At 69.1% G+C, this 19,435-nt stretch carries 17 protein-coding genes; 9 read left to right on the top strand and 8 right to left on the bottom strand.

What is annotated here, in order from left to right; genetic code table 11:
- The first annotated feature begins 34 nt into the window (after positions 1 to 34).
- Genes ABD655_RS00265 through ABD655_RS00255 form a run of 3 tightly spaced genes read left to right on the top strand, consistent with a single transcriptional unit; the run spans position 35 to position 2,568 of the window.
- On the top strand, positions 35 to 865 hold the full coding sequence (locus tag ABD655_RS00265; protein WP_344710458.1) for an ABC transporter ATP-binding protein: 831 nt from the start codon (positions 35 to 37) through the stop codon (positions 863 to 865).
- On the top strand, positions 862 to 1,662 hold the full coding sequence (locus ABD655_RS00260) for an ABC transporter permease (RefSeq protein WP_344710456.1): 801 nt from the start codon (positions 862 to 864) through the stop codon (positions 1,660 to 1,662). Before ABD655_RS00265 ends, ABD655_RS00260 begins: the two co-directional genes overlap by 4 nt.
- Positions 1,663 to 1,722: 60 nt before the next feature.
- Complete coding sequence (locus tag ABD655_RS00255; protein ID WP_344710454.1) at positions 1,723 to 2,568, top strand: IclR family transcriptional regulator domain-containing protein; 846 nt, start codon at positions 1,723 to 1,725, stop codon at positions 2,566 to 2,568.
- A gap of 51 nt (positions 2,569 to 2,619) precedes the next feature.
- On the opposite strand, the gene ABD655_RS00250 is transcribed toward ABD655_RS00255, so the two are convergent.
- From ABD655_RS00250 to ABD655_RS00235, 4 genes are all read right to left on the bottom strand, one after another.
- Positions 2,620 to 3,987, bottom strand: coding sequence for an FAD-dependent oxidoreductase (locus ABD655_RS00250; protein WP_344710452.1), 1,368 nt, complete (start codon positions 3,985 to 3,987; stop codon positions 2,620 to 2,622).
- Positions 3,984 to 5,750: a dihydroxy-acid dehydratase domain-containing protein gene (locus tag ABD655_RS00245; RefSeq protein ID WP_344710450.1), complete on the bottom strand. Its 1,767-nt coding sequence runs from the start codon at positions 5,748 to 5,750 to the stop codon at positions 3,984 to 3,986. The genes ABD655_RS00250 and ABD655_RS00245 overlap by 4 nt, the downstream gene beginning before the upstream one ends.
- Positions 5,751 to 5,856: 106 nt before the next feature.
- Positions 5,857 to 7,542, bottom strand: a complete 1,686-nt coding sequence (locus tag ABD655_RS00240; protein ID WP_344710448.1) for a thiamine pyrophosphate-binding protein — start codon at positions 7,540 to 7,542, stop codon at positions 5,857 to 5,859.
- Between the two features lie 127 nt (positions 7,543 to 7,669).
- Positions 7,670 to 9,256 (bottom strand): molybdopterin-dependent oxidoreductase, encoded by a 1,587-nt coding sequence (locus ABD655_RS00235; protein WP_344710446.1) that lies wholly within the window; start codon positions 9,254 to 9,256, stop codon positions 7,670 to 7,672.
- Between the two features lie 105 nt (positions 9,257 to 9,361).
- Between ABD655_RS00235 and ABD655_RS00230 the strand changes: the two genes are divergently transcribed.
- The 3 genes from ABD655_RS00230 (at position 9,362) to ABD655_RS00220 (ending at position 13,114) form a co-directional block, all read left to right on the top strand.
- Positions 9,362 to 11,065 carry a circularly permuted type 2 ATP-grasp protein gene (locus tag ABD655_RS00230; protein WP_344710440.1) on the top strand — a complete coding sequence of 568 codons (1,704 nt, stop codon included), beginning with the start codon at positions 9,362 to 9,364 and terminating at the stop codon, positions 11,063 to 11,065.
- Positions 11,066 to 11,298: 233 nt separating this feature from the next.
- Positions 11,299 to 12,231: an alpha-E domain-containing protein gene (locus ABD655_RS00225; protein WP_344710438.1), complete on the top strand. Its 933-nt coding sequence runs from the start codon at positions 11,299 to 11,301 to the stop codon at positions 12,229 to 12,231.
- Between the two features lie 37 nt (positions 12,232 to 12,268).
- Positions 12,269 to 13,114, top strand: coding sequence for a transglutaminase family protein (locus tag ABD655_RS00220; RefSeq protein ID WP_344710436.1), 846 nt, complete (start codon positions 12,269 to 12,271; stop codon positions 13,112 to 13,114).
- Positions 13,115 to 13,195: 81 nt separating this feature from the next.
- On the opposite strand, the gene ABD655_RS00215 is transcribed toward ABD655_RS00220, so the two are convergent.
- Positions 13,196 to 13,588 carry a DUF5684 domain-containing protein gene (locus tag ABD655_RS00215; protein WP_344710434.1) on the bottom strand — a complete coding sequence of 131 codons (393 nt, stop codon included), beginning with the start codon at positions 13,586 to 13,588 and terminating at the stop codon, positions 13,196 to 13,198.
- A gap of 215 nt (positions 13,589 to 13,803) precedes the next feature.
- Here ABD655_RS00215 and ABD655_RS00210 point away from each other — a divergent pair, with 215 nt between their 5' ends.
- Together ABD655_RS00210 and ABD655_RS00205 are read left to right on the top strand one after the other, a co-directional pair.
- On the top strand, positions 13,804 to 14,226 hold the full coding sequence (locus ABD655_RS00210) for a glucose-6-phosphate dehydrogenase (protein ID WP_344710432.1): 423 nt from the start codon (positions 13,804 to 13,806) through the stop codon (positions 14,224 to 14,226).
- 55 nt (positions 14,227 to 14,281) lie between these two features.
- The gene (locus tag ABD655_RS00205; RefSeq protein ID WP_344710430.1) at positions 14,282 to 15,532 is read left to right on the top strand and encodes a D-arabinono-1,4-lactone oxidase; all 1,251 of its coding nucleotides are present in this window, start codon (positions 14,282 to 14,284) and stop codon (positions 15,530 to 15,532) included.
- A 3-nt stretch (positions 15,533 to 15,535) separates the two neighbouring features.
- Here the strand turns inward: ABD655_RS00205 and ABD655_RS00200 are convergent, their stop codons facing one another.
- Complete coding sequence (locus ABD655_RS00200) at positions 15,536 to 16,984, bottom strand: MFS transporter (RefSeq protein WP_344710428.1); 1,449 nt, start codon at positions 16,982 to 16,984, stop codon at positions 15,536 to 15,538.
- The gene (locus ABD655_RS00195; protein ID WP_344710426.1) at positions 16,981 to 17,424 is read right to left on the bottom strand and encodes a MarR family winged helix-turn-helix transcriptional regulator; all 444 of its coding nucleotides are present in this window, start codon (positions 17,422 to 17,424) and stop codon (positions 16,981 to 16,983) included. Before ABD655_RS00195 ends, ABD655_RS00200 begins: the two co-directional genes overlap by 4 nt.
- Positions 17,425 to 17,524: 100 nt before the next feature.
- Between ABD655_RS00195 and ABD655_RS00190 the strand changes: the two genes are divergently transcribed.
- Entirely contained in the window at positions 17,525 to 18,376 is an 852-nt protein-coding gene (locus tag ABD655_RS00190) for an alpha/beta fold hydrolase (protein WP_344710424.1), read from the top strand.
- A gap of 12 nt (positions 18,377 to 18,388) precedes the next feature.
- Here the strand turns inward: ABD655_RS00190 and ABD655_RS00185 are convergent, their stop codons facing one another.
- Positions 18,389 to 19,390 (bottom strand): sugar phosphate isomerase/epimerase family protein, encoded by a 1,002-nt coding sequence (locus ABD655_RS00185; protein WP_344710422.1) that lies wholly within the window; start codon positions 19,388 to 19,390, stop codon positions 18,389 to 18,391.
- Positions 19,391 to 19,435: the final 45 nt, after the last annotated feature.

Raw genomic sequence — 19,435 nt, 5'->3', positions numbered from 1 at the left:
CACGGGACACCGACATGAGAGGCAGCATCCCCCAATGACCAACGAGACGCTCGTGCCGAGCGCATCCCCCATCGCCCCTGTCGAGCCGCCGCGGCTGCACATCAAGGACGTGGGACGCGATTTCCACACCCGCAACGGTGTGACCCATGCGGTGGCCGGCATCAACCTGAGCATCGAGCGCGGCGAGTTCGTCGCGCTGATCGGCCGTTCGGGCTGTGGCAAGACGACGCTCCTGCGGATGATCGGCGGTCTGCTCCCGCCCAGCGCCGGTACCGTCGAAGTCGACGGCAAGTCGCTCTGGCGCGGCAGCCACGTCGATCCCTCCGCCGTGACGAAGCTCGGCTTCGTCTTCCAGGAGAGCAACCTCTTCCCGTGGTTCTCGGTGCTGGATAACATCGCTCTTCCGCTCAAGCTGCGCGGAGTGGGCAAGGCCGAACGCCGGGAACGGGCTGCAGAGCTCGCCGGACTCGTCGGACTCGCCGGCTTCGAACGCTCCTACCCGCGCGAGCTGTCCGGCGGAATGCGCCAGCGAGCCGCCATCGCGCGCGCGCTGAGCACCGAGCCCGAGCTGCTGCTCATGGATGAGCCGTTCGGCGCGCTGGACGCCCTGACCCGAGAGCGGATGAACCTCGAGCTTCAGCGCATCGTGCTGCAGACGAATTCGACGGTGGTGTTCGTGACTCACGACATCCCCGAGGCGGTCTTCCTCGCCGATCGGGTCGTCCACATGACCCCCCGCCCCGGTCGGATCCGCCAGATCCTGCCGGCGGATTTCCCCAAGCCCCGCGCCGTCGAAGTCACGACGACCCCCGAGTTCAACGAGATCGTGCGCATCCTGCGTCGCGACCTCGACGAGGAGGAATGACCATGTCACCCCGCATGCTGAAAGCACTCCCGTGGATCGTCACACCGTCACTGGTGATCGTCCTCGTCTTCGCCTGGTGGGCGATCGTGACGCTCCTGAACGTCAACCCGTTCATCTTCCCGCCGCCGCAGGCCGTCGCGGAGTCCTTCGTGCAGCTGCTCTCCGAGCCCCGCACCTGGTCGGCCGTCGCCGTGACGGTGAGCGAGGTCATCTTCGGCTTCCTGATCGCGGTAGTCCTGGGTGTCGTCGTCGGTGTCGTGCTGGGCAAGGTGCACTGGCTGGAACTGAGCCTGCGACCCCTCATCGTGATCGCCCAGGTCGCACCGAAGGTCGCCTTCGTGCCGCTGTTCGTCATCTGGTTCGGGTTCGGCCTGACCTCGAAGGTCGTCCTGTCGGCGCTGCTGGCCTTCTTCCCGATCATGCTCAACGTGCTGCTGGGTGTCCGCTCCGTCGAGCAGGGCCACCGCGAGGTGATGCAGAGCCTGAACGCGACCAAGCGTCAGACCTTCCTCCAGCTGGACATGCGCAGTCTCCAGCCGTACCTGTTCGCCGGCATGGAGGTCGGCATCGTGCTGGCGACCATCGGCGCGATCGTGGGCGAGTATCTGGGCGGCAACAACGGCCTCGGCAACATGGTCGTCTCCGCGATGAACTCGCTGGATGCGGCTCGAACCTTCGCGCTGATCCTGTTGCTGTCGATCATCGGCCTCGTGCTGTATCTCATCGTGAATGAGGCGAAGCGGTTCGTGATCCCGTGGCACGAGTCCGTGTACGGGCTGCGGAACGTCACGGCCTGATCCCGCGGGCACGCTCTCTGCAGTTGACATAACGCGTCGCTTCGCGTTGCGATCCCTAGGATGGAATCGCAACGCGAAGCGCGCGTGTATCGGGACGGCGGCATACCAGTGGCGGAAGACAGGTCACGCGATCGAATCCAGAGCATCGAGCGCGGCATCGAGGTGCTCCGGGCCTTCGGGGGCCACGACGCGGCGCTGAGCCCCAGCGAGATCGTCGCGCGTGTCGGGCTTCCGCGCCCCGTGGTGCGCCGCATCCTGCTCACCTTCGCCCACCTCGGCTACGCCCGCTCGCAGAACGGCATGTGGAGCTTGACGCCGCGGATCCTCGAGCTCAGCTCGGGCTACTTCTCCACCGCCTCGTTGCCCGAGGTCGCCTACCCGTTCATGGGCGAGGTGGTCGAGCGCACGGGCGAGACCTGCAGCGTGGGTGTGCTCGACGGCGTCGACATCATCCACGTCGCCCGCGTCGAGGACCGCCGACCGCTTCCGGACGCGGTGCGCGTGGGGATGCGCCTGCCGGCGCACGCGACAGCGCTGGGAAAGGTTCTGCTCGCGAACGTGCCCGACGCGACCGTCGATGACTTCTTCCGCGTCGCGCCCCTCGAGGGCCACACACCGCAGACGATCGTCGACGAGGCCGGCCTGCGTCTGCGCCTCGCCCAGGTGCGTGAGCGCGGCTTCGATGTCTCCGTCGAAGAGCTCCACCCCGGGATGCTCGCGGCGGCCGTGCCGATCCTGGTGGACTCGGAGGCGGTCGGGGCGCTGGCCGCTTCGTCGACGACAGTGCGCGAGTCCGAGCAGAGCATGATCGACGACGTGGTCCCGGTGCTCCAGGACGCCGCCGTGCGCGTCGCGCGCACCTACCGCAGTGCGAACCCGCAGCTGTTCCGGACGCCGCGCGCCTAGCGGTACCCGGTCATTGCGCGGAGTGCGAGCGCAAAGACCGGGTACACCGGGCTAGCGGACCGGGGTGGCGATGCCCGTCGGCAGGCTGGTGCCCAGATAGGCGCCCGCGGCGGTCAGCCGGGCCTGGAGCTCGCGGATGTCGATTCCGGCGGCGCTCGTGCCGCCGCTCAGCGCGAGGTCGGCGGCCGTACCGGCGGCCTGGCCCATCACGAAGCACGGTCCGGTGACGCGTCCGGAGGACTGACCGCCCTGCGTCATCGAGGCGCAGCGTCCGGCGACCAGGAGATTCTCCACGACCTGGGGAACCAGCATCCGGTAGGGGAGCTGGTTGTAGCCGCGGGAGTCGACGGGGGCGAAGCGGAACTCGACGTCGCCGACGACGTGCGCCTCGACGGGCCAGCCGTTCACGCCGATGCTGTCGTCGAAGTCCGCGCAGCCGAGCACGTCGTCCTCGGTGAGCTGGTACGGCCCGACGATGCGTCGGGTCTCGCGGATGCCGATCGACGGCGCGATGTCGACGATGTAGGAGTCCTGGAAGCCGGGGGTGACGGCCTTGATGAACGCGAACGTGTCCTTGACCTGCTGACGGCCCTGGATCTCACCGCGGGTCATCTGCTGGACGTTCGTACCGTCGACCGCCGAGCCGTCCTCGTTGGAGAGCTGAGTGAGGTTCGAGCGCCATTCCAGCGGGTTGCGCTGCGGACGCACGATGGGCTTCTTACGCGGGAAGCTGTGAGTGCCGGCCTCTTCGGCCTCTTCCATGATCCGGCGGATCGTCTTCCACGCTTCGCCGGCCTCTTCGGGATGCACGCCGTTGATGCGGAACATGAGCGACGGGTACATGAGGTGCTCGGAGCGCTCGTACGGCGCCCCCGACCAGGCGGCGAGGTCGCCGTCGCCCGAGCCGTCGATGAAGAAGCGGCCCCGGATCGCGGCGCGGCCCGACTTCGACTCGACCACGACGGCGTCGATGATGCCGGCGTCAGCCATCACGACATCGACCACGGCCGTGTGGAAGAGCAGCCCCGCGCCGCTGGCGAGGACCAGCTCGTCGGCGGCGATCTTCAGGACCGAGATGTCGTACGAGAGCGCCTGGATGCGGTTGTCCACCGAGAGATGCGGCTCGTTGAGGCCGTCCATCGCCTCCATGCGTTCCAGCAGCTCGTCGGTGTAGCCGCGGATGACACGACGGTCCTCGCCGTAGATCCGTGCGTGCAGCCCGCAGAACGTGGCGAGCCCGCCCATGGTGCCCGCGCCGCCGAGGAAGCCGTAGCGCTCGATGAGCAGGGTCGATCGGCCCGCCCGCGCGGCGGCGGTGGCGGCCATGATCCCGGCGGGGCCGCCCCCGACGACGACGACGTCGTACTCGCCGATGACCGGCACGTCGGCGGCGGGCAGGTGGATGGTGGGGGTGCTCATGCGGTCTCCGTCAGTGAAAGCGCGGATGCCTCGTCCGAGGCGTCCGATTGGCAGGGCCCGGCCGGACGCGCGCAGAGCACGGCGCCGCAGCTGAGCGGTTGGACGAGCTGCTCGTACTGGTCGAGCATGCCGCCGCCGGTGTCGCGATCCGCGGGCGGCTGGTAGCTGGGGCGGCCGGCGAGCTCGGCCGGATCCACGAGCAGGTCGAGACTGCCCGTGGCGAGGTCGATGTCGATGATGTCGTCGTCCTGCACGAGGCCGAGGGGCGCCCGCGGCGCTGCGGCCTCGGGCGAGACCTCGCCCACCGTCATGCCCTGGTTGACCAGGCCGCTGAACTGCCCGTCCGTGACGAGGGCGACGCTCTGGGCGAGACCCTTGGCGTGCAGGGCGAAGATGAACGCGCTGGTAAGTCCCATGCCCGGCGCGCCCGAGACGCCGATGCCGCGGATCACCGCGACGTCGCCGGAGCGCAGTCGGCCGTTCGAGATGCCGGCGATGGCCTCCTCGCGATTCGCGAAGATGCGGGCCGGCCCGGTGAACCGGCGCGGACCGGGGTCGGGGACGGGACGCTTGGCGACGGCGCCTCCCGGCGCGAGGGTGCCTCGCAGCACGGCGATCGCCGGGTCGGTGCCGAACGGATTCTCGAGGGAGCGGATGATCTCGCCGTCGGCGGCTCGCGCGTCGGCGGCGTTCTCGGCGACGGTCTTGCCGGTGACCGTGAGCTGGTCGCCGTCAAGAAGCGGAAGCAGCTCGCGCTGGATGGTCGCGCCACCGCCGACGTCTTCGAACTGCTCCACCAGCCACGGGCCGTTCGGGCGCACCGAAGCCAGGAGGGGCGTGTCGCGGCCGAGCATGCGGAAGGTCTCCCACACGTCGATGTCGAGGCCGGATTCCACGGCGATGGCCTGGAGGTGCTTGATCGTGTTGATCGAGCCGCCGACGGCCAGCATCGTGCGCACGGCGTTGCGGATCGAGCCGTCCGTGATGATGGCCCGCGGACGGATGTCGCGCGCGATCAGATCGACCAGCGCGACTGCGGAGCGGCGCATGGCGTCCCACATCGGCTCGCTGTTCGCGCGCACCGGCGATGAGCCGGGCACGGCCATGCCGATCGCCTCGGCGACCATGTGCATGGAGTTCGCGGTGGCCAGTCCCGCGCACACGCCCGGGCCCAGGATCGCGTCGTCGGCGAGCTCCTCGAGGTGCTCGGTGGACTCTCCGGTCACCGCCGCCTTCGCGGCGAGCAGGAAGACCTCCTCGACGTCGGCTTCGCGTCCCTCCGCAAGACCCGAGTGCTGGTAGCCGCACGGAATGATCACGGTCGGGATGTCCAGACGCCCCGCGGCCATCAGGTGCGCCGGGGTGGTCTTGTCGCACGAGCTGAGGCAGATCATCGCGTCGAGCTTGGCCCCCTCGACGGCGGCCTCGATGTCGTTGACGATCAGGTCGCGGCTGGGGAGGATGTAGCGGCCGGCGCGACCCGCGCTGGTGACGAAGTCACTCGGCGCGACCGTGCGGATCTCGAACGGCAGCACGCCGAGGGCGCGCAGCTCGACCTTCAGCGCGTCGGCGATGTCGTCGAGATGCGCGTAGCACGCGGCGAGTTCGGACGACGTGTTGACGATCGCGACCTTGGGCTTGAGCAGATCGCTGGCGGGAATCCCGAGTGATCGCCACTGCGCACGCCGGGCGATTCCCAGAGCGGAGGTGGGTGGGAGGTTGCTGCGCAGGGGCCTGGCGGCGTCGCTGGGTGAGTCTGGCATGGTCGTCCTCGTCTCATGCGGTGCCGGCGCGAAAGGGAAATGGTCGTGCGGCCGACGGGATCAAGTGTACGCAATGCGGTCCGTGTGTCGCAATGCGTACTGGTGGTCAGTGTGAGATGCGCACCGGCTGGCCCGCGTCGGTGGGTTGGCGATGCCGGCGCGCCATGAGCCAGGAGGGGAATTTGGCGATCTTCGCATCGATCACGAGGGGACGGCCGCGGGGACCGGTGATCCAGTCCTGGACCGCGTCGAGGTCGGCGATGCTGCGCACGGTGATCCCGTCGCAGCCGTAGCCGCGGGCGATCGCGGCGATGTCCGTCTCGGGGAAGCGCACGAGGTCGAGCTTGTCGGTGTACGGCTCGAAGAGGTTGACCTCGGCTCCGTACGCGTCGTCGTTGTAGACGATGACGACCATGCCCAGACCGAGCCGGACCGCCGTGTCGAGCTCGACCAGCGACATCAGGAACGCGCCGTCGCCCGTGCCGACCACCGGCAGGCGATCCGGCTGCGCGACGCCCGCGCCGATTCCGGCGGCCAGGCCCATGCCGATGGCCTGGAACGACAGCGGGATGCAGTACCCGCGCTCGTCCGGAACCCGCAGGTGCGCCCCCGGGTAGCAGTTGACGTTGCCGCCGTCGGGCACCACGACCCGCTCGATCGGCAGCATCGCATCCAGCGCGTTCGTGAGCTCCTGAGGGTCGACCCGGCCGGGGGCCGGTCTCGGTTCGAACGGCTGGTCCTTCCAGTACCGGAAACGGCGAACGCGGTCCGCTGTGTCAGGAATCCGGTAGCCCACCTTGTCGGGCACCCGCGCCGTCACGGCGTCGGCGGCCGCGGCCGCGACGGATGCGGCATCCCCCACGATGCCGATGTCGACCGCGCAGTGCAGCCCGATCGCGGCCGGGCGGTCATCGATCTGCACGGTCGTGGCCGTCTGCAGCAGCTCCCCGCTGCGGGTCGTCCACTTGTTGAGCGCGGCGCCGAACACGACGAGGACATCGGCCGCCGAGATCAGCTCCGCGGCACCCTCGGTGGCGAATCCACCCATGATGTCGAGCGCCCACTCGTCCTCGACGAACAGTCCGCGCCCAGCCGCGGAGGTCACCAGCAGGGCGCCGGATGCCGTGGCCAGTCGTCGCAGCTCATCCTTGGCGCCCCACGCGCCACGCCCGCCGACGATGACCGGTCGCTCCGCCGCGGCGAGCAGGCCGACGAGCTGCCCGAACTCCTCGGGCGACGGGTCTGGCACCGGGGGAGCGGGAAAGAGCATGACCGCGGCCTCATCGAAGTCGACGTACTCCTCTTGCAGGTCGACCGGCAGGGACAGCACGACGGTCTCGCGGCCGGACACCGCAGCGCGGATGGCGGCGGCCGTGTCCGAGACCGCCGACAACGCCGTGCGGATCCGCGCCGGAGTGGCACCGACGGAGGCGACGGCCGCGTCCTGATCGATGTAGAAGTTCGAGGTGACATCGCCGGCGGCAGTGTCGCCGGTGACGACCAGCAGCGGGGTGTGGCACTTGGCCGCCTCGGCGATGCCGGTCAGGGCGTTCGTGAGGCCGCAGCCCTGGTGGACGGACAGCACGCTGAGGCGTCCGGAGGTCCGGCTGAACGCATCGGCCATCGTCGCCGCGCCCATCTCGTGCCGCGTCGCGGTGAACGGCATGCCGGCGTCGATCATCGCGTTGGTGACATGGAAGTTGCCACTGCCGACGACGCCGAAGATGTGCGCCCCGCCGAGAACTGCAATGGTCCTGCCGATGGCCTCAGCCACCGTGATCCGCTCGCTCATGCCGCCTCCGTCGCCGTGGCGCTCCCGGTCGGCGACCGGGGGGCCCGCCGTCCCAGCATCGCTGCCCGCGTCCCCGACGTCAAACACCATGCGTACGAAAGACCGCTATGCGTACGTGCGATGTGGCTCAGAAGACCTCGACGAAGCGTTCGGGCCAGCCACTGGCCCCATCGGGATCCGTCCGCGTGCGCTTCTCGGTCTGGACCTCGCCCGTCTTGCTGGTCGCACGGCTGCGGATCACGTGATCGCCGGCGGTAGCCGTCCACGGCAGCATCCACTGCACCCAGGTGTCGTCGGAGATGGCGGTCGCCAGTGTCGCCGGCAGCCACGGCTCGTCGTCGATCTGCACCTCGACCGCGGCGATCCCGACCGTGGGCTGCCACGCGACTCCGGCGATGACTGTCTCGCCCGCTTTGAGTCCCTGCGCCTTGCGCGGCACGTCGATCCGCGACTGCAGCTTGATCGGCCCGCGCGCGGACCATCCGCGCGTCGTCCAGTAGGCGGTCCCCAGGTCGAACCGCGTGACCTCGAGCTCGGTGACCCACTTCGTCGCCGACACGTAGCCGTACAGGCCCGGGACGACCATGCGCACCGGGAAGCCGTGCTCGGGTGGCAGCGGCTCGCCGTTCATCGCCACCGCCAGGATCGCGTTGCGCGCGTCGGTGAGCGCCTCCAGCGGTGAACTCGCGGTGAAGCCGTCGATCGAGTGCGACAGCACCATGTCGGCCTCGGCGGTCGGCGCGGCTCGCGCGAGGAGATCGCGGATCGGGTACCCGAGCCAGAGCGCGTTGCCGATCAGGTCGCCGCCCACCTCGTTCGACACGCACGAGAGGGTGGTGTAACTCTCCTGCAGCGGCAGGGCCAGCAGCTCCTCCCATGTGATCGTCACCTCGGTGGTGACCATCCCGTGGATGCGCAGGGTCCAGCCGGCGGGATCGACCTGCGGGACGAGGAGCGCCGTGTCGATGCGGTAGAACTGCGCGTTGGGGGTCACCACCGGCGCCAGCCCGGGGATGTCCAGCTCGGCCGCCGCCGGCACCGGCGGTGCCGGGACAGCGGGTGCCGGCAGCTTCAGCGCGTCTCGCACAGCGGTCACCGCGTGGACGCCGGCCCGCGCCAGCGAAGAGCCCACCGCGGCCAGCACGCCCACGGCCATGGTGCCCACCGTCCACAGCAGGAACGTGCGTCGCTGAAGAGCGGTGGGCTGCTCGGCAGGGTCGGGTTCGGGCTCGGTGGCACGCTCCGTCATCGGTATCGGCGCGACCTTCAGCCGCCCGGGCACTCGGGCGATCAACAGGGCCAGGGCCAGGGCGGCCCCCGCGCCCGCGACCACCGACGGCACCCAATCCAGTGCACCGGCGTTGACGCGGGTGACGGCGGCGACTGCGCCGACGCCGCCGAACAGGATCATCGCGGCGACTCCGAACGGGGGCCAGCGCAGTTCCACCAGTCCCGCGATCACTGCCAGTCCCACCAGCACGATCCCGATGCCGATGATCAGCGCCAGCTTGTCGTTCGTCCCGAACAGCGTGATCGCGGTGTCCTTCGCCCAGGACGGCGCGGCATCGATCAGTGCCGAGCCGATCACGGCCACCGGGCTCGCATCGGGCCACATGAGGGTCGCCGCCAGCTCACCCAGCCCGACGCCGAGCACAGCCGCAGCGACGCCGGCCGCCGCCGCCGCGAACCGCCGACCTCTCGCCCCGCCCGCCACGGCTGAAGCCTACGCTCGGACCGAACCGGGCGGGGGTCCAGCTCGGCTCCAGCGCCGCGGAATGCCGAAACATGCGGGCAACACAGCCCGGACTAGAGTCGTCGCATGGGCGATCTCTTCGACGGCTACGGGTCCACATTGGCACCCCGAAAGACAGCCACCGGCATCCCGGCCTTCGATGAGATGTTCGCCGGCCCCTCGCAGCCGGGCGAGGCCGCGGAGTCGCGCGAGGCCTACCGGGAGCTGTACCAGGCCCTCGCCCAGATGACCCAGGAGGAGCTGCGCGGGCGGACCGAATCGCTCGCCAGTTCGTACCTCGCGCAGGGGGTCACGTTCGATTTCGCCGGCGAGGAACGGCCATTCCCGTTGGATGCTGTTCCCCGCGTCATCGCCTTCGACGAGTGGTCGCGGGTCGAGTCCGGCGTCAAGCAGCGTGTGCGTGCGCTCGAGGCCTTCCTCGATGACGCGTACGGTCGCCAGCACTGCGTACGCGATGGCGTACTGCCCGCCGGTCTGATCGCCTCGTCTCAATACTTCTATCGTCAGGCCGCCGGGATCCGCTCGGCCAACGGCGTGCGCATCCAGGTGTCGGGCATCGACCTGATCCGCGACGAGCACGGCGAGATGCGCGTGCTCGAGGACAACGTGCGCGTGCCCTCCGGCGTCAGCTACGTCATCTCCAACCGCCGCGTCATGGCCCAGACGCTGCCCGAACTGTTCGTCTCGATGCGCGTGCGGCCCGTGGGCGATTACCCGAACAAGCTCCTGGCTGCGCTGCGCGCCTCCGCACCGGCCGGCATCGAGGACCCGAACGTCGTGGTGCTCACTCCCGGGGTCTACAACTCCGCGTACTTCGAGCACACGCTGCTCGCGCGACTGATGGGCGTCGAGCTGGTCGAAGGGCGCGACCTGATCTGCGTGGGCGGAAAGGTCTTCATGCGCACCACGCGGGGACCCCAGCGGGTCGACGTGATCTACCGCCGCGTCGACGACGACTACCTGGACCCGCTGCAGTTCCGTGCCGACTCGATGCTGGGCGCACCGGGACTCATGCTCGCCGCACGGCTGGGCAACGTCACCATCGCCAACGCGGTGGGCAACGGCGTCGCCGACGACAAGCTGCTCTACACCTACGTGCCGGAGCTGATCCGGTACTACCTCGCCGAGGAGCCCATTCTCAAGAACGTCGACACGTGGCGGCTCGAGGACCCGGGTGCGCTCGAGGAGGTGCTGGACCGGCTCGACGAGCTCGTCGTCAAGCCCGTCGACGGCTCCGGAGGCAAGGGGCTGGTGGTGGGTCCGGATGCATCGCCGGCCGAGCTGGACAGGCTGCGCGAGCGGCTGCGGGCAGACCCGCGCGGCTGGATCGCACAGCCGGTGGTCATGCTCTCGACGATCCCGACGCTCGTCGAGGACGGGATGCGCCCGCGGCACGCCGACCTGCGCCCGTTCGCCGTGAACGACGGCGAGGACATCTGGGTGCTTCCGGGCGGATTGACTCGCGTCGCCCTGCCGGAGGGACAGCTCGTGGTCAACTCCAGCCAGGGAGGCGGGTCGAAGGACACGTGGATCGTCGGCGGTTCCGCGCCGTCGCACGTCGAATACGGGCAGGGAAGCGGACTGGCCGGTCTCGTGGCGGATCAGGCGGCGACCATCACCGCGGCGATCCCGATCATCTACGACGGACAGCCGCCGCCCACCCATTCTCCGCAGGATCGTCCACGGACGCGCGTCGAGCAGCAGGAGCAGCAGCAGCAGACGCGGGATACCGTGACAGGTCCCGATGAGAAGGGTTCCCGGACGTGCTGAGTCGCATCGCCGTGTCTCGATACGCGCGCTGCGCGCGCTACTCGACAACCGGGGCGGGGGAGAGTGGTCGGGAATGCTGAGTCGCATCGCCGTGTCTCGATACGCGCGCTGCGCGCGCTACTCGACAACCGTCGGTGAGAAGGGTTTGAGGACTTGCTGAGTCGCATCGCCGTGTCTCGATACGCGCGCTGCGCGCGCTACTCGACAACCGGCGCGGGGGAGAGTGGTCGGGAATGCTGAGTCGCATCGCCGAGAGCCTGTTCTGGATCGGCCGGTACATCGAGCGCAGTGACGGGACGGCGCGCATCCTCGACGTGCACCTGCAGCTCCTCCTCGAGGATCCATGGATCGACGAGGACACCGCGTGCCGGTCGCTTCTGCTGGTCATGGGCGCGATCCCGCCCGGCCCCGACGAGATCGTGCGCCGCCAGGACGTGCTGGCCAAGCTCGCCGTCGATCAGATGAATCCGGCATCCATCTCGTACGCCCTGCAGGCGTCGCGCGAGAACGCCCGCCGCGCGCGGGAGATCGTCTCGACCGAACTGTGGGAGACGCTCAACACCACCAATTCCCGGATGCCGCGGCGCCTGCAAGCCGATAAGGCCCACGAGTTCTTCAAATGGGTCCGTGAGCGGGCCGCGCTCGCCGTGGGCACCGTCGACTCGTCGACCAGCCGGGACGAGGCGTGGCAGTTCTTCACGCTCGGACGCAGCATCGAGCGTGCCGACATGACGGCACGACTGCTCGCGACGAGGTCGCTGACCGAGGCGTCCGGCCCGTCGTGGACGACGATCCTGCGGTCGTGCGGAGCGTACGAGGCGTATCTGCGGACGTACCGCGGGATGCCCAGCGCCCGCAACGCGGCGGAGTTCCTGCTGCTGGACCGGCTGTTCCCGCGCTCGATCATCTACTCGATCCAGCGTGCGGAGGAGTGCATGAGCGCGATCGACCCGCGGGCCGATCGCGTCGGTCACTCCAACACCGTGCTGCGGGCGCTCGGGCAGATCCGCAACGACCTGGAGTACCGTCCGATCAGCGAGATCCTCGACCACCTGCCGCAGCACATGCGTGCCGTGCAGAAAGTCACGCGCGAGGCATCCGAGGCCATCAAGCAGCGCTTCTTCCCGACCCAGGCCGAGCCGAGCTGGATCGGAGAGGTCTCGTGACGGTTCGACACGCGCACCGATCGCTGAGGCGGCGACCATGAAACGACTCCGCATCGAGCATCAGACGGGGTTCTCCTACCCCGGGGAGGTGTCCGCCTCCTACAACGAGGCACGCATGCTGCCGAGCTCGACCGACAGCCAGTTCGTGCTGAGTTCCTCGCTCGACATCGAGCCGTCGACGTCCGTCAACCAGTACGTCGACTACTTCGGCACGCGGGTCGCCGCCTTCGACGTGCTCTCACCGCACGCATCCCTGACGATCTCCGCACGGTCGATCGTCGAGGTCCGCCCGCGACCGATGGAGCACGCCGACATCACCTGGCCCCGCCTGCGCACCGAGGTGCAGCGGTCGATCGAGACGGTCGAGCAGCTCGGCCAGACCGACCGCACACGCCCGCATCCCGAGATCGCGGAGATCGCGCGGACGATCGCCGCTCAGCACGAGCGGCCGGGTATCGCAGCGCACGAGATCTCCATGGCGGTAGGCAACGCGGTCGAGTACATGCACGGCATCACGGGCGTGCATTCGACGGCAGCCGAGGCCTGGGCGGAGCGAAAGGGCGTCTGCCAGGACATCGCCCACATCACGCTGGGCGCGTTGCGCGAGGTCGGCATCCCTGCCCGGTACGTCTCGGGGTACTTCCACCCGCGGCCCGAGGCGGACGTGGGGGTTCCGGTCACGGGCGAGTCGCACGCGTGGGTGGAGTGGTTCGCGGGCGAATGGCAGGGCTTCGACCCGACGAACAACATCGACATCGGCGATCGGCACGTGCTGGTCGGCCGCGGCCGCGATTACAACGACGTTCCTCCGCTGCGGGGCGTGTACGCCGGTCCGTTCAAGTCGCAGCTGCACGTGAAGGTGACCATCACTCGCGAGGCGTGAGCTGACGCATGCAGGACCCTACGACGACGGCCCACCCGAACCGCGGCGGATGCGCGGATCGGGTGGGCCGGAACGTGTGCTCTACGCGGCGACGCGGGCCTTCTGGTACTGCGCCGAGCCGAAGCCGAGGACCAGGTAGCCGACGAACGCGAACAGCCACAGCAGGAACACGGAGAACGCCGCGCCCTGGGCGAATCCCTTGCCGACGCGCAGCGCGACGATGATCGCGAAGACGATGTTGACGATCGGGATGATGTAGAGCAGGCCCATCCACGCCGAGAACCCGGCGATCTTGACGAGAACGAACACGTTCACGATGGGGATGATGGCGAGCCATCCCGCGTAGCCGGCCTTGGTGAAGACCCGCCACAGGGCGACGACGGTGATGACATAGATGATGAGACCGAAAATGGACGAAGTCGTGTAGAGCGAGGAGACGTCCGCCTGGGACGTGATCGAGCTGAGGTTATGCATGTTGCTCAGCCTAGGGGCGTGAAAGCCCCTGTCCCCGGTACATTCCCTGAACGGCACGCCGCCCCGCCGGGATTCATCACTTCTGCGACATGCGTCTGCGGTCACACCGTGCCGGCGTCGTCGCCTAGCGTAGATATTGCGAGAGCAGCCCCGCCCGCGCGGGCGGAGCGCACAAGCCGATCACCGGCTCACGAGGCTCGCACGAGAGGACAGCCATGAAGGTCGTTGCATCATCCGACTGGCGAGATGGCATCCCATTCGACACGCCCGTGATCGTCGCGGATGTCCTCCCCGGCGAGGAGACGCGCTGCTCGGTCTGCGGCGGCGACTCCCCGCTGCGTGCGCGAACGGAGCTGTGGGCCGTCAAGCACCGGCATCCCAAGCACCATGACGGCTTCGTGCGGTTCTACTGCGTCGAGCACCTCCCCGAGATCACTCCGGTGGAGGTCCCGGTCGCGCCGATTCGCCCCGCCGCCCGTGCGAGCCGTGCGGCGCCGCGCACTTCTCCGGCGCCACGCACACCGACCGCGCCGCGCACTCCCGCCGCGCCCGACAGGGTGCGGGCGATGTGTCCCGACTGCTTCGTCGAGGTCTCGGCCCTCGGGCTCTGCGGCATCTGCGGGCAGACGATCACCTGATCACATCGCGGCCGCGGCTGCTGCCCGCCGGACCGCGCAACGGGAGGAGAGCGCCATGCCGCGCAACTGGGCCGGAACCCACGAGTATGCCGCCCCGCGCATCGTCGTCGCGTCGACGGTTGCCGAGGTGCGGCGGGCGGTGGCGATCGGCGGCCCGGTGCACGCCCTGGGGACGCGCCACTCGTACACCGATCTGCCCGACACCACCGGGACGCTGATCGACCTCGCCTCGTTGACAGGGGGATTCGCGCTCGATCCGGACGCGTCGACGGTCACCGTCGCGGCAGGGACCCGCTACGGGGAACTGGCGCTGTGGCTGGAGGAGCGGGGGTTCGCGCTCCACAACCTCGGCTCGCTGCCGCACATCTCCGTGGCCGGGGCTATCGCGACCGCGACGCATGGCTCCGGTGACTCCAACGGCGTCCTGACCAGCGCGGTGCGCGGCATCCGGTATGTCGGAGCGGACGCGCAGGAACACGAGGTCCGCCGCGGCGACGCCGACTTCGATGCGCTGGCTGTCGGCGTGGGTGCCTTCGGCGTGATCGTCGCGGTCACCCTCGCGGTGCAGCCGACCTTCCGGGCTCGCCAGGACATCTACCGGGGTGTGTCATGGGATGCCGCTCTCGGCGGTCTCGACGAGGTCACCGGGGCGGGCTACAGCGTGTCCGTGTTCACGCGTTGGGAACCCGACGTGATCGGCGACGTGTGGGTGAAGACCCGCCTGACCGCCGACGACGACGAGGTTCCGGGTGCGCTGCTGGACGGTGCGCTGATGGGGGAGGCCAACCCGCTCGAGGGGCTCGCCGACCTCACTGAGCTCGGCGGCGTGCCTGGACCCTGGATGCTGCGCCTGCCGCATTTCCGGCTCGACGGCACGCCGTCATTCGGGGACGAACTGCAGACGGAGTACTTCGTGGCACGGTCGGAGGCGCCGGCCGCATTGCGCGCCGTGCGCGCGCTGGCGCCCCTGATCCGGCCGCATCTGTTCGTCAGCGAACTGAGGACCGCGGCATCCGATGATCTCTGGCTCAGCGGAGCGTACCGCCGGGACTTTCTCGCGATTCATTTCACGTGGCACAACGACCCGACGGGGGTTCGCGAGGTGCTGCCGCACATCGAAGCCGCTCTGGCACCGTTCGAGGCGCGTCCGCACTGGGGCAAACTGCACCTGTTCGACGCCGAAGCCATCGCGCGCGTGCACCCCCGCGCCGCCGACGCGCGGGCTGTGTTCGAACGACTCGACCCGGACGGGCGTTTCGTCAATGCGCATCTCGAGCGCGTGGGGCTGCGCGAGCGTCGTCGCTGAGGCTCAGGGCGTGCGCGTCAGCTCTTCGCTGGCCTCGCGGCGCGTGCGCGTCAGCTCTTCGCTGGCCTCGCGACGCGTGCGCGTCAGCTGCTCCGCGTGATCGCGCGGCAGAACCGGTTCCCGCGCCTCGCGCGGAAGTCCGATGGGCGTGGTCGAGGCGACCTCGTCGCTGAAGTCGGCCGGGACGGGGCGCACGACGCTGATCGGTAGCGTCTCGTCGATGGTGAGGGCGAACCGTCGGGACTCGGAACGACGCAGCCGCCCGGTGGCCAGCAGCCAGATGCCGCCGATCGCGAACGCGACCACCGCCGAGACCGCGCCGAGGAGGATCGCCGTGCGCGGCCCGTACTCGTCGGCCACCCAGCCGACGATCGGTGCTCCGATGGGCGTGCCGCCCATCAGGATCGCCATGTACAGCGCCAGCACGCGTCCGCGCAGAGCGGGGTCGGTCGTGGTCTGCACATACCCGTTCGCGGTGGTCAGCATCGTGACCACCGCGAAGCCGGTGAACATGAGCGTCGCGGCATACCCCCAGTACGTGGGCATGAAGGCGGAGACCCCGGCGGCGACGGCGAACAGCATGGTGCCCCCGATGACCACCCGCAGGCGCGCGCGGTCTCGACGCGCAGCCAGCAGCGCACCGGCCAGCGAGCCGATGGCGAGGATCGAGCTGAGCAGCCCGTACCCGTCCGCTCCCTGGCCGAACTCGAGCGCCATGGTGGAGGCGAAGATCGGGAAGTTCATGCCGAACGCGCCGACGAGGAAGACCATCGCGAACGTCACGACGAGGTCGGGCCTGCGCGCGACGTAGCGGAAGCCGTCTGCCAGCCGGGACGCCCCGGACGTGTTCGCGCGCGGCTGCAGTTCGTGCGAGCGGATCATGAGCAGCGCCACGACCATGCCGAAGAAGGTGACCGCGTTGATCAGGAAGACCCACCCGGTGCCGACCGCGACGATGACGATGCCGGCCACGGCCGGGCCGATCATGCGGGCGCCGTTGAAGGATGCCGCGTTCAGCGCGACCGCGTTGGACGCGTTCTCGCGCGTCACCACGTCGGAGACGAAGGCCTGCCGGGCGGGGTTGTCGAACGCGGAGACCACTCCGAGAGCGAGAGCGAAGCCGTACATGATCATCAACGTCATGTGGCCGGTGAGGATCATCACCCCGAGCGCGATGGCGAGCAGGAACAGCAGCCCTTGCGTGACCATGAGCAGCCTGCGCCGGTCGAATCGGTCGGCGACGTAGCCGGTGAGACCGACGAGCAGGAGCGGAGGCGCGAACTGCAGCGCCATGGTGATGCCCATCGCGGCGGCGTCATTGTCGGTGAGCTGGGTGAGGACGACCCAGTTCTGCGCGGTCGCCTGCATCCAGGCGCCGATGTTGGACACGAGCGCGCCGATGAACCACACGCGGTAGTTGAAGACGGAGAACGAGCGGAACATGGCGCTCATCGGGCGACCATCCTCTGCATGATCGCGGCGGCACTCGCGAGGATGACGCGCTCGTCGGAGCCGATTTCGGCGAGGGCGCCTTCGACCCAGGCGTCCCGTCTCCGGGCGGTCTCATCGACCACGGTGCGGCCCTCGCCGGTCAGATCGATCACGACCTTGCGACCATCGCTCTCATCGGCCGACCGGCTGATGTAGCCGGCCTCCTGAAGGCAGTTGACGGTTCGGTTCATCGAGGGGGCCGACACGCGCTCGCGGTCCGCGAGTTCGGTCAGCGTGTGCGCTCCGTGGACGGACAGGACCGCCAGCACGGCGAACTGGCCGTCGCTCATCGAGTCGACGGCGCGCTCCGTGCGCATGCGGCGCGCGAGCCGGAACACGGCGATACGCAGATCTGATGCCTCACGGGAGAGGTCGGGGCCGGGTTCTGCGTTCTCTGTCATCGATCCTTAGCTTAGTTCATTACCGTTGCTAAGTAAATCCCCCCGATGCTCCTCTCGTTAGAACGAATCCGCGTGCCCTGTCGTGTCTAGACTCGGGCCCATGCCCGAGTTCATCGATGCGCACGGCATCGCGATCGTCTACGACGTCCACCCCGCCCAGATTCCGCCGCGGGCCATCGTGCAGATCGCGCACGGCGTCGGCGAGCACGCCGGACGCTACGGGGCGCTGGTCGAGGCACTCGCCGCCGACGGATACGCCGTGTACGCCGATGACCATCGTGGTCACGGTCGCACCGGGATGAAGCAGCACGACAGCGATGTGTCGAAGCTCGGCCGCCTGGGACAGGGGGGCGTCATGGGCGCCGTTCGGGCGGTGTCGCAGCTCACGGCCCTGATCCGGTCCGAGAATCCGGACCTGCCACTCGTGCTCCTGGGTCACTCGTGGGGCTCGTTCATGGCACAGATGCTGCTGAACCGTGAGCCGGAGGCCTACGACGCACTGGTGCTCAGCGGTACGGTCTACCGCCAGCTCGGCTGGGGCAACCTCGGCGACCTCAACGCGCGATGGAACGGGCCGGATGCGACCGGCATGGAATGGCTCGCCAGTGATCCCGAGGTCGCTGCAGAGTTCCTCGCCGATCCGCTGACCACCGCTACGCCGATGCGGGAGCTCTTCGGCCTGCACGGCCAACTGCGCCTGATGGGCAAGCCGAAGAAGAACCTCGGCCACGACATCCCGACACTGCTCATGGTGGGTCGCGACGACACGGTCGGCGGCCCGCGCAGCGTGCACAAGCTCGCCGATGCGTACCGCACGCGTTCGGGTTTCACCGACGTCACGACGTTCGTCTACCCGAACGCGCGCCACGAGATCTTCAACGAGGCAGCGCAGGTCCAAGTGCGCGCGGACCTGCTCACCTGGCTTGACGCGCGCTTTCCCGCGCGCGACTGATGCGACGGTGGCTCAGCGGGCGCTGAATGCCGCGTCGAACGCCGCCTCGGGCGCCGCGAAGGCGTTGCGCTTGACGAACGCGAGGGCCTCGGGTGCGCCGAGCAGCCGATCCATGCCGGCGTCCTCCCACTCGACCGAGATGGGCCCGTCGTAGCCGATGCTGTTCAGCGCACGAAACGACGCCTCCCACGGAACGTCGCCGCGACCGGTCGAGACGAAGTCCCACCCCCGGCGCATATCGCCCCACGCGAGGTGGGAGCCCAAACGCCCGTTGCGCCCGTTGCCGAGGTTGAGCTTCACGTCCTTGCAGTCGACGTGGTAGATCAGATCCTTGAACTCGAGGATGAAGTCGACCGGGTTCAGCTCCTGCCACATGAAATGGGACGGGTCCCAGTTCAGGCCGAACGCCGGGCGGTGCCCGATGGCCTCGAGCGTGCGCACCGTCGTCCAGTAGTCGTAGGCGATCTCACTGGGGTGCACCTCGTGCGCGAACCGCACGCCGACCTCGTCGAAGACGTCCAGGATCGGGTTCCACCGGTCGGCGAAGTCCTGGTAGCCGGCGTCGATCGCCGCCTGCGAGACGGGCGGGAACATCGCCACGTACTTCCAGATGCTCGATCCGGTGAAGCCGACGACGGTCTTCACGCCCAGCTTGGCGGCAAGGCGCGCGGTGTGCTTCATCTCTTCGGCGGCGCGCTGGCGGACGCCCTCGGGGCCCCCGTCTCCCCACACGCGATCCGAGAGGATGTCGCGGTGCCGCTGGTCGATGGGGTCGTCGCAGACCGCCTGGCCCTTGAGATGGTTGGAGATGGCCCAGACCTTGAGCCCGTGCCGTGCAAGCAGGGCGAGCTTGCCCTGCACGTACTCGTCGTCGTCCCAGCGCCACGGGTCGAGGTGGTCGCCCCAGCAGGCGATCTCGAGCCCGTCGTAGCCCCACTCGGCGGCCAGCCGGGCGACTTCCTCCAGCGGCAGGTCGGCCCATTGCCCGGTGAACAGCGTGATCGGTCGCGTCATTGCGGTGTTCCTTTCCTCACGCCCCGCGACGTGGCGGGGGAGTGT

The organism is Microbacterium terregens, assembly GCF_039534975.1.
Taxonomy (GTDB): Bacteria; Actinomycetota; Actinomycetes; order Actinomycetales; family Microbacteriaceae; genus Microbacterium; species Microbacterium terregens.
Note: the sequence above shows the minus strand (reverse complement) of the source record. Positions and strands in the feature narration are given on the sequence as shown.